This is a genomic window from Thermopolyspora sp. NPDC052614 (assembly GCF_040678635.1).
Classification (GTDB): Bacteria; Actinomycetota; Actinomycetes; order Streptosporangiales; family Streptosporangiaceae; genus Thermopolyspora.
Window position 1 is genome coordinate 103658 of sequence record NZ_JBFATZ010000016.1, and the last position, 10440, is coordinate 114097.

The 10440-nt window shown below is 70.9% G+C and carries 8 protein-coding genes; 5 read left to right on the top strand and 3 right to left on the bottom strand.

The window, feature by feature from the left end:
- Nucleotides 1-84: 84 nt before the first annotated feature.
- Nucleotides 85-1983 (top strand): protein kinase, encoded by a 1899-nt coding sequence (locus AB0K60_RS28460; protein ID WP_364061623.1) that lies wholly within the window; start codon nt 85-87, stop codon nt 1981-1983.
- A gap of 5 nt (nt 1984-1988) precedes the next feature.
- On the opposite strand, the gene AB0K60_RS28465 is transcribed toward AB0K60_RS28460, so the two are convergent.
- The 3 genes from AB0K60_RS28465 to AB0K60_RS28475 are packed head-to-tail and all read right to left on the bottom strand — an operon-like array spanning nt 1989 to nt 5134.
- Entirely contained in the window at nt 1989-2933 is a 945-nt protein-coding gene (locus AB0K60_RS28465) for a carbohydrate ABC transporter permease (RefSeq protein ID WP_364061626.1), read from the bottom strand.
- 4 nt (nt 2934-2937) lie between these two features.
- The gene (locus tag AB0K60_RS28470; RefSeq protein WP_364061629.1) at nt 2938-3810 is read right to left on the bottom strand and encodes a sugar ABC transporter permease; all 873 of its coding nucleotides are present in this window, start codon (nt 3808-3810) and stop codon (nt 2938-2940) included.
- Nucleotides 3811-3844: 34 nt separating this feature from the next.
- The gene (locus AB0K60_RS28475) at nt 3845-5134 is read right to left on the bottom strand and encodes a sugar ABC transporter substrate-binding protein (protein ID WP_364061632.1); all 1290 of its coding nucleotides are present in this window, start codon (nt 5132-5134) and stop codon (nt 3845-3847) included.
- 278 nt (nt 5135-5412) lie between these two features.
- Between AB0K60_RS28475 and AB0K60_RS28480 the strand changes: the two genes are divergently transcribed.
- The 4 genes from AB0K60_RS28480 (at nt 5413) to AB0K60_RS28495 (ending at nt 10426) form a co-directional block, all read left to right on the top strand.
- On the top strand, nt 5413-6447 hold the full coding sequence (locus AB0K60_RS28480; protein WP_364061635.1) for a LacI family DNA-binding transcriptional regulator: 1035 nt from the start codon (nt 5413-5415) through the stop codon (nt 6445-6447).
- A 77-nt stretch (nt 6448-6524) separates the two neighbouring features.
- Complete coding sequence (locus AB0K60_RS28485) at nt 6525-7766, top strand: glycosyl hydrolase (RefSeq protein ID WP_364061638.1); 1242 nt, start codon at nt 6525-6527, stop codon at nt 7764-7766.
- A gap of 203 nt (nt 7767-7969) precedes the next feature.
- Nucleotides 7970-10270 (top strand): discoidin domain-containing protein, encoded by a 2301-nt coding sequence (locus tag AB0K60_RS28490; RefSeq protein ID WP_364061641.1) that lies wholly within the window; start codon nt 7970-7972, stop codon nt 10268-10270.
- A gap of 6 nt (nt 10271-10276) precedes the next feature.
- Entirely contained in the window at nt 10277-10426 is a 150-nt protein-coding gene (locus tag AB0K60_RS28495) for a hypothetical protein (RefSeq protein ID WP_364061644.1), read from the top strand.
- Nucleotides 10427-10440 lie beyond the last annotated feature (14 nt).

A 10440-nucleotide genomic window follows, 5' to 3' on the forward strand; every position in this document is an offset into this window, starting at 1 on the left:
TGTGACCCCGGTGGCCCCGATGACCCCGGCGACCCCGATGACCTGGATGGCCCCGATGCCGTCGAACGCCGCCGGGGCCGCCCGGTGACGGCACCGCTGGCCGGGGACGATCCGGCCGAGATCGGACCGTACCGGCTCCTGGGTCGGCTTGGGGCCGGCGGGCAGGGGGTGGTGTACCTGGCCGCCGGGCGCGACGGGGAGCATGTGGCGCTCAAGGTGTTGCGGCACGTGCGGGATGAGGAGGACCTGGCCGCGTTCCGCCGGGAAGGCGAGATTCTGCGCAGGGTGGCCCGGTTCTGCACCGCGCCGGTGCTGGACAGCGGGACCGACGGCGGCGTCCCGTACCTGGTGAGCGAGCACGTCGACGGCCCCTCCCTGTCCTCCGTGATCGCCGAGCGGGGGCCGATGGCGGGGACGGCGCTGTTCCGGCTGGCCGTCGGGACGCTGACCGCGCTCGCCGCCATCCACCACGCGGGGGTGGCGCATCTGGACTTCAAGCCGGGGAACGTGCTGCTCGGGCGCGGCGGGCCGCGCGTCATCGACTTCGGCATCTCCCGGGTTCTGGACGCCACCCATCTGACGGGCGGGCTGGTGGGCACCCCGGCGTACATGGCCCCCGAGCACTTCCGGGAGGAACTGACGGTCGGTCCCCCCGCCGACCTGTTCGCCTGGGGCGGCACCGTGCTCTACGCCGCGACGGGTCGCCAGCCGTTCCCCGGCGCCTCGATACCCGTGATCATGAACGGGATCCTCAACCGGGAGCCGGATCTCTCGGTGCTGGAGCCCCGGCTGCGGAACGTCGTCGCCGCGTGCCTACGTAAGGATCCGGCCGAGCGGCCCACGGCGCGGGAGGCGCTGCTCACTCTGCTCGGACGAGCGGCGGGGGCGTCGCTGCCCGGAGTGCTTGAGCAGGGCAGCCAGATCGCCGAGACGCCGACCGCCCGCCGATCCGCCCTGAGAAACCCCCGGGTGGCCGTCGCCGGTGCGGTCGCCGTGTCCGTCGCGGTCACGCTCGCCGTACTCGCGCCCGGACTGCTGTCCGCCGACCGCGACACGGGACCCTCCTCCGGGCGGCCCACACCCCCAGCGTCCCCCACCGCTCCGCCGCCGTCCCCCGTCGCCACCCGGCTGCCGAGCACGGACGTCACGGCCTTCGATCGGCCCGGCGACCCCGTACGGCTGGCCGCCTACGCCGCGCTGCGACCGGACCCGCAGATCGCCTACGCCAGACCGCCCGGATCGTCCGCGTTCACCCGGATCGGGGTACGGCAGGAGCCGGCGGTCTCCCCCGACGGCGCCTGGGTCGCACTGGACGACCGAAGCGCCGTAGACGGCTCCGCGGACGGCCAGGTCACCTTCATCGACACCCGCACCGGCACCCGCTTCACCGTGAAAACCACCGAAAAGCCGGTGATCACCGCCAACCCCCGCTGGTCACCCGACGGACGACGCCTCCTGCTCACCTCCCACACCGTGCGCGGAAACACCCGCACCCCACGCGGCTTCGTCATCGTCGAGGTCGCCACCCGCACCGCGACCCGCGTCGACGTCCCCGGCGACGAACGCATGGACGAGTTCGACGCCTACTCCTGGGGCCCGGACTCCGCCACGCTCGCCCACCGCACCGCCTCGGGCGTCCGCCTCCAGGACCTCACCGGCCGCGTCACCCGCACCTACGACGCCACCGGCACCCCGGCCGCCCTGGTGTCCTCGTTCTCCCCGTCCGGCGACCGCTTCCTCACCAACTGCCCCGACCGCGACCAGACGGCCTGCGTGTGGCGCACCTCCGACGGCCGTGCCGAGGGAACCTTCCGCACCCCCGGCATGCTCGTCTGGCAGTGGTACGACGAGGACCACCTCGTCGTGGTCGACCAGAACACCGCGCCCAACCGCCTGTCGGTCATCGACCGCGACGGCCGCGAGGTGCGCAGGCTCGCCGAGTTCCCCACCCTCGACACCTGGATCCCGGCCCTCGCCGGCTGACTCCCCTAACCCTTGATCGCCCCCGCGTCGACGCCGCGGAAGAAGAAGCGCTGCAGGACGGTGAAGACGATCAGGATCGGGATGAAGGCGATCATCGAACCGGCGGCGATGAGGCGGGGGTTGGCGACGAACGTGCCGTTCAGGTACTGCAGGCCGAGGGTGAGGGTGAACTTGTCCGGGTCGGTGAGGACGAGCAGCGGCCACAGGAAGTCGTCCCAGGCGCCGATGAACGAGAAGATCATGATGACGCTGAGCATGCCGCGCACGTTCGGCAGGCCGATGTGGATGAGGCGTTGCCAGGCGGTCGCGCCGTCGATGATCGCGGCGGAGTCGATGTCGGGCGGGATCGCCTGGAAGGCCGCGCGCATCAGCAGCACGTTCAGCGGCGCGATCATGGTGGGCAGGGCGACGCCGACCAGGGTGTTGACGAAGCCGAGGTCCCGCACGATGACGAACTGGGAGATGATCGTCACCTCGGCGGGCAGCACGAGCGAGGCGAGGAACAGGCCGAGCACCAGCCTCATGCCCCGGAAGCGCAGCCTGGCCAGCGCGTAGCCGGCGAGCGTGGCCCCGACGACGTTGCCGCCCACGACCAACGCGGCGACGATCAGCGAGTTTCCGGCGTACGACCAGATGGGGACGGTCTGGGCGACCTCGGCGTAGTTGGCGAGGGTGGGCTGCTCGGGGATGAAGCTCGGCGTCTGGGTGTAGACGTCCTCGGTGATGCTCTTCAGCGACGTGGACAACTGCCACAGAAACGGGCCGATGGTGATGACCAGGACGAACAGCAGCAGGACGTACCGGACAATCTTCTCCAGCGGCGTGATCGTGTTGAACGTGCCCCTGCGGCGGCGGCGCATCCGGCGGCGGTGGCGGTGATGATCGGGCCGGTCGGCGGGGGCCTGCGGGACCGGCTCCTCGGTACGGCTGACGCGGACGCTCTCGGCCATCGGACTACGCCCCTCTCCGGCTGACCCGCGCCAGCACGACCATCGGCCCGATCGTGATGACGAACAGCAGCACGCTGAGCGCCGAGGCGTACCCGAGCTGCCCGGTGAGCCCTTGGCCGTACAACCGGATGAGCATGACCAGCGACATCGCCTCGCCGCCGGGTCCGCCCGTGGTGCCCGACAGGATGTACAGCTCGGAGAAGGTCCGCAGCGCGTAGACGGAGATCAGCAGCGAGATCAGCAGCATCGTGTTGCGGACGCCCGGGACCGTGATGGAGAAGAACCGGCGCACCGGGCCCGCCCCGTCCACGGCGGCGGCCTCGTGCAGCTCCCGGCCGACGTTGCCGAGCGCCGACATGTAAATGATCATGTAGTACCCGAGGCCCTTCCACACGGTGAGGCTGATCGCGCTGAACACCAGCAGCCACCGCTCGGTGAGGAAGGGCAGCGGCTCGCTGAGGAAGCCGAGCCGCTGCGCCATCCCGTTGATGAGCCCGCGGTCGTCGAGCAGCCACTGCCAGATGATCGCGACCACCACCGCGGAAGCGATCACCGGCGTGTAGAAGGCGATCCGGAAGAAGGCGATGCCGCGCAGCTTCTTCTCCACCAGCACGGCGAGCAGCAGCGGCAGGAACGTCAGCAGCGGCAGGCAGACGATCATGTAGACGACGCTGTTGAGCAGAGCGTCCACGAGCTGCCCGTCGTCGAGCAGCCGCCGGTAGTTCTCCAGGCCGGTGAACCGCCCGCCGCCGAGGGGCTTGGCGTTCGTGAACGACAGGATCAGCGTGTTGATCGCCGGCCAGATGTTGAACACCACGAGCCAGAGGCTCGCGGGGATCACCAGCAGCCAGGGGGTGAACCAGCGCTTGTGCGTCATGTCGCCTCCCGCTCGGCGTCCGGGCGGTCGGGCGTCAGCTGTTCAGCAACTGGTTGCACTTCTCCACCGCGGCGTCGAGCGCCTCCTTCGACGACGTCTTGCCGCTGATCGCCAGCGCGAACTGCTGGTCGATGAAGTCCCGCATCGTCTGCGTGGCCTGGACGGGTTCGAGGATCTTCGCCGTGGCGAGCGACTCGAACGCGATCACCTTGGCGTCGCCCGAGTTCGTGCCGTCGCTCTTGCTGAAGAACGGGTCGTTCGCCGACGCCTTCGTGCTGGGGAAGATGTTCACCAGGTGCGCGAAGGCCGCCTGGTTCTCGGCGTTGGTGACCCAGCGGGCGAGGGCGAGCGCGGCGGGCAGGTTCTTGGTGTTCTTCGGGATCGACAGGCCCTGGACGTACAGGGGCGGGGTGTCGAACGCCTTGGTGGGCACGACCTTGGGGGCGAGCGAGGGGTTGTCGACGGCGAGGCTGGTGATGTAGTTGCCGCCGCCGGTGGTCCAGGCGACCGTCCGCGAGTTGAACAGCGCGGCGTTGCCCTCATATTTGCTGGTCAGCACGTCGCGCGGCATGAGGCCGTCCTTGAACGCCTCGCGGTACTTGTCGAGGATCGCCGCCGCCTCGGGCGTGTTGAAGGTGAAGCTCTTGCCGTCCGGGGCGAGCACCTGGATACCCGCGTTGACCAGGTCCATCAGGACGGGCTTGCGGCTCATCAGGAAGACCTTGCCGTCCGACTTCTCCTTCATGATCTTCGCCTGGGCGATGAGCTCGTCGAGGTTCGTCGGCGGCTTCTTCGGGTCGAGGCCGTACTTGGTCATCAACTCCGAGTTCCAGTAGTTCACGTCGGTGTTGAGGTACCAGGGGTAGCCGAAGGTGCCCTCGAAGCCCGCGTACTTGTAGCCGTCCACGCCGCCCGGCACGTAGTCTTCGGCGATCTTGGGGTCGGCCGCGCCCACGTCGAGCAGCAGGCCCTGCTTGACCAGCGGGTACGCCATGTCCGGCGGGATGTTCGTCACGTCGGGCAGCTGGCCGGTGGACGCCTGGCTCAGCAGCTTCTCGGCGTACCCGTCCCCGGGCTGGTCGATCCACTCCACCTTGACGCCGGGGTGCTGCTTCTCGAAGGCGTCGATGACGCCCTGCACGTAGTCGGTGAACTTCGGCTTCAGCGCCCAGGTCTGGAAGCTGACCGTGCCGGTCACGGCCCCGGAGGCGTTCGCGGTCGGGGTGCTCGACGTGCCGGCCGTACCGCCGCCGCCGAGGCCGCACCCCGCCACCGTCGCCAGTCCCGCGACGATCGCGGCCAGCCGTATCCGGTTTCTTGGCATGGTTCCTCCTGCCGTCCGTGGAGCGACGGGATGGTGCGGCAGACGCCCGGCTCCCTTGCCCGCGCCATACATGTCACTAAACCGCTTCAGTGGGGGGACTATCCACCCCCTAGACTTCGGTGTCAAGGGGGTACGCCGAGCGGAGGCCGTGGGGGAGCTTCGCCGGAACGCTCCCATGAGCCGCCGCCAAGCGGATAATGCATGGGGCGCGGCTCGGCGGTACCACTGCTGAGCTGCACGGATGTCAGCAAGGCCGGTTGAGTGAGGAAGGTGCGGTCGTGGCGCGACCGACGATCGAGGACATCGCCCGCCGCGTCGGGGTCTCGAAAGGTGCGGTGTCGTTCGCGCTCAACGGCCGCCCCGGAGTGAGCGAGGCGACGCGGGCCAGGATCCTGCGGGTCGCCGAGGAGATGAACTGGCGCCCGCACACTGCGGCGCGCGCCCTCGGCAACGCCCGCGCCGGGGCCGTCGGCATGGTCATCGCGCGGCCGGCCCGCACCCTCGGCGTCGAGCCGTTCTTCGCCCAGTTGCTTTCGGGGCTGCAGGCGGGCCTGTCGGCGCGGTCGGTGGCGCTGGAGCTGATGCTGGTGGAGGACACCGACGCCGAGATCGAGGTGTACCGGCGGTGGGCGTCCGAGCACCGGGTGGACGGGTTCGTGCTGGTCGATCTGAAGGTCCGCGACCCGCGCATCCCCGTGGTCGAGGAGCTCGGCGTGCCCGCGGTGGTGCTCGGCGGGCCGGGGCGGCACGGCTCGCTGGCGAGCGTGTGGGCCGACGACCGGGAGGCGATGCTGTCGATCGCCGACTACCTCGCCGCGCTCGGGCACACCCGGGTGGCGCACGTGTCGGGGCTGCCGGCCTTCCAGCACACCCGGCGACGGGTGCGGGCGCTGCGCGACGCCGCGCGGCGGCTCGGCCTGGCCGAGGTGACGTCGCTGCCGACCGACTTCAGCGACGCGCAGGGGGCCGCCGCCACCCGCGCGCTGCTGTCGCGGCCCCGGCCCGAGCGGCCGACGGCGATCGTGTACGACAGCGACCTGATGGCGGTGGCCGGTCTCGGGGTGGCCACCGAGATGGGCGTGCCGGTGCCGCGCGAGCTGTCGATCGTGGCCTTCGACGACTCGGTGCTCACCCGGATCGTGCATCCGGCGCTGACCGCGCTGACCCGCGACACCTTCGCCCTCGGGCACGAGGTCGCCGACGCGATGCTCGACCTCGTGGCCGACCCGGCGCGCCGTACCGACCGCAAGACGCCCACGCCCCGGCTCACGGTCCGGGAGAGCACGGCGGCGCCGCCCCTCTTGGCAGGGTGATCTAAACCGGTTTAGGCTGCGGGCGGTCATGCTCGGGGCGTACCCCGCTCCGACGCCACCCGGCAGCCGGAGGACGTGTGTCACCTCACCAGGCCAACCGGCCCTCGTTGCGTTTCGGCGCGAACTACGTGCCTTCCCGAGGCTGGTTCTACAGCTGGCTCGACTTCTCGGCCGACGACGCGCGGCGGGACTTCGCCGACCTCGCCGAGATCGGGCTCGACCACGTACGGGTCTTCCCGATCTGGCCGTGGATCCAACCCAACCGGACGCTGATCCGGCGGCGCGGCATCGACGACCTGCTCGCCCTGATCGACGTCGCCGCCGAGTTCGGCCTGGGCGTCTGCGTCGATCTGCTGCAGGGGCACCTGTCGAGCTTCGACTTCCTGCCGTCGTGGGTGCTCACCTGGCATCGGCGCAGCGTCTTCACCGACGAGCGGGTGCGCGAGGGCGTCGGGACGTACGTGGGCCTGCTCGCCCGCGAGGTCGCCACCCGCGAGAACGTGTTCGCGGTGACGCTCGGCAACGAGGTGAACAACCTGTGGCCGGCGAACCCGACGACGGCGGCGGACTCCACGCGCTGGGCCGCCGAGCTGGTGGAGATCGCGCGGGCGGCGGCCCCGCGCCTGCTCAGCCTGCACTCGCTGTACGACGCCGCCTGGTACGACCCCGAGCACCCGTTCACGCCCGCGGACTGCGTCGAGATCGGCGACCTGACGACCGTGCATTCCTGGGTGTTCAACGGCGTCTCCGCCATCGACGGCCCGCTCGGCCCGGCGACGGTCACGCACGCCGACTACCTGGTGGCGCTCGCGGCGGCGAACTCCCCGGACCCGGCGCGGCCGGTCTGGCTGCAGGAGGTCGGCGCGCCCCGGCCCGACATCGGGGAGGCGGACGCGGCGGCGTTCGTGCGCGGCATGCTCGACGCCGTCACCGCCAATCCCGCCCTGTGGGGCGTCACCTGGTGGTGCTCGCACGACCTCGACCGCGGCCTGGCCGACTTTCCCGAGCGGGAGTACGACCTTGGCCTGTTCACCGTGGACCACAAGATCAAGCCCGCGACCCGGGAGCTCGCGACCGTCATCCGCGACCTGCGCGCGGGCGCGGGGCCGTCCCCGGCGCCCCTCCGCGCCCTGGTCTGCGACGTGGATCTGCGGGCCGTGCCGGAGCGGCGGGCTGAGGTCGCGCCAGGCAGCCCCTTTCATCGCGAGTGGGTACGGCTGCGCGAGTCGGGCCCGCTCGCCATCGTGAACGCAACCGACGCCGACGACGCCGAGTATCTCGGCGCACGCGGCGTCGAAACCGTGCTGAGCCCCGCCTGAACCCACCCATCCCGCTCCAACCCCGCCTGAACACCGCCTCAGCACCGCCCGGACCCTGCTTGAACGGGGTCGCTTGAACCGGTCGAACTCAAAGCCACCTGCCCCCTCCTGTGCCGGCCCCGAGGCGTCCCCTCGCCTCCCGCCTCGGGGCCGGCCCCCACCGAACGCACCGACCCCTCCGACACGAAAGAAGGCGCTCTCGGATGCGAAGACATCTGTCAGCAGCGGCCTGCGGCGTGGTCCTGGCCGTCGGCGCCCTGGCCGCACCGCCCGCAGCCGCCCAACCCGCGTCATCCCCGCCCGCAGAGCCCTCGCCGTCCCGGCCCCCGGAAGGAACCGGCGCCCAGCCCTACGCCTCGTACTGGTATCCGAACACGCTCCTGGAATGGAACCCGCGCACCGACCCCGACGCCCCGTTCAACCGGTCCACCACCCCGCTGCGCCCCCGCGTCTCCGACCCCGCCCTGAAGGCGAACCCCAACGCCCGCGCCGGTGAGGCCCGCATCGCCGCACTGGTAGCGTTCGCCCCCACCTCGGGCAACCCCTCCCAAGGCTCCCTGACCTCCAACTACTACGCGTTCACCCACTGGCAGTACGTGGACACGCTGGTCTTCTGGGGCGGCTCGGCGGCCGAGGGGCTGATCCTCGCCCCCAACGCCACGGTCATCGACGCCGCGCACCGCAACGGCGTCAAGGTGTACGGCACGGTGTTCTTCCCGCCGACGGTGTACGGCGGGCGGTTCGAGTGGGTCCGCGACTTCCTGCGGAAGGACGGCTCGCGCTTCCCGGTCGCCGACAAGCTCGCCGAGGTCGCGAAGTACTACGGCTTCGACGGCTGGTTTATCAACCAGGAGACCGAGGGCGGCGACCCGCAGATCGCCTCCGACATGCGGGAGTTCATGAAGTACGCCCGCGCCAAGAACCCCTCGGTCCACTACATGTGGTACGACGCGATGACCGAGGACGGCAGAATCGCCTGGCAGAACGCGCTCACCCCGGAGAACGACGCCTTCCTGAACGACCCCCGGCCGGTGGCGCACTCGATGTTCCTCAACTTCTGGTGGTCCGAGGCCGAGCTGGACTCCTCACGCGCCGCCGCCCGCGCGCTCGGGCGCAGCGAGTACGAGCTGTTCGCCGGCATCGACACCGAGGCCAACGGATACAACACCTTCGTGAACTGGAACGCGGTGTTCCCCGACGGCCGCCCGCACGTCACCTCGTTCGGCATCTACCGGCCCGAATGGACCTGGCGCAGTTCCCGCGACCGCGCCGACTTCTACGCCAAGGACTCCCGGTTCTGGGTCGGCGCCAACGGCGACCCGTCCGACACCACGACCACCTCGCCGTGGAAGGGCTTGGCCGACTACATCGCCGAGTCGTCGCCGGTCACCCGCAAGCCGTTCGTGACCGGCTTCAACACCGGGCACGGCGACTTCTACAACGTCGCGGGACGGCGGGTGCGCACCGGCGGCTGGAACAACCTGTCGTTGCAGGACATCCCGCCCACCTACCGCTGGGTCGTCGAGTCGTCCGGCACGAGGCTCACCCCGTCCATCGACTTCGGCGACGCCTACGAGGGCGGGTCGTCGCTGCGCCTCACCGGGCGGCTCGACGCGGCCAACACGGTGCGGCTGTACCAGTCCCGGCTGCGCGTGGACCGCGACACCAAACTGTCGGTCGTGCTGAAGACCCCGGCGGCGGGGCCGTCGCGGCTCAAGGCCGCGATCTCGTTCACGGACGCGCCCACGACCTTCACCACGCTCGACCTCGGCACGACCCATAGCGGCGACTGGGAGCGGAAGACGCTCGACCTGTCGCGCCACGCGGGCCGGACGATCGCGCAGATCGCCCTGCGGGCGTCGCCCGGCGGCGCGCCCGTGGACGGGTACGACGTGCGGATCGGGCAGCTCGCCGTGTACGACGGCGGCGTGGAGCGGCCCGCCCCGCCGACCCGGCTGACCGTGCTCGGCACGTCCGACGTGACGGCCACCCGCAAGTCGCTGCGGCTGTCGTGGCGGCCGTCGCCGCGCGGGGACGTGCACCACTACGACGTGTACCGGCGCAACGCCGACGGCACCCGCACCTACCTCGGCGGCACCCCGAACACCGTCTACTTCGTGCCGCGCCTCGACCGAGCGGGCTCGGAGACCTCGACGACGATCGAGGTGGAGGCGGTGTCCACCGAGTACGGCCGGTCGGCCGCCGCGCGTACGCAAGTGACCTGGTCGGGCGACGTGCCGGCGGAGACGAACCTGGCCCTGGACCGGCCCGCCACCGCCTCCGGCCGGTGCGCCGCCGGGGAGGGCCCGGAGAACGCCGTCAACGGCAACCCCTCCGACAAGTGGTGCACGCTCACCGCGGAGAAGTGGCTGGAGATCGACCTGGGGTCGGTGCACGAGATCAACCGGTTCGTCGTGAAACACGCCGAGTCCGGGGGCGAGTCGCCGTCGTTCAACACCGCCGACTTCACCATCCGGGTACGCGCCGCCGAGTCCGACCCGTAGACGACCGTGGCGGACATCACCGGGAACACCGCCGCCACGACCACGCACCCCATGTCGGCCACGGCGCGGTACGTTCGGCTTGACATCACCAAACCCACCAGCACGCCCGCCGACTCGGCCGCCCGGATCTACGAGTTCGAGATCTGGGGCACCTGACGGACCCGGCCATC

Bases quoted from the DNA above. Each gene is read 5' to 3' on its own strand.
- AB0K60_RS28465 (WP_364061626.1), bottom strand. From the start codon at position 2,933: ATGGCCGAGAGCGTCCGCGTCAGCCGTACCGAGGAGCCGGTCCCGCAG.
- AB0K60_RS28470 (WP_364061629.1), bottom strand. From the start codon at position 3,810: ATGACGCACAAGCGCTGGTTCACCCCCTGGCTGCTGGTGATCCCCGCG.
- AB0K60_RS28475 (WP_364061632.1), bottom strand. From the start codon at position 5,134: ATGCCAAGAAACCGGATACGGCTGGCCGCGATCGTCGCGGGACTGGCG.
- AB0K60_RS28490 (WP_364061641.1), top strand. From the start codon at position 7,970: ATGCGAAGACATCTGTCAGCAGCGGCCTGCGGCGTGGTCCTGGCCGTC.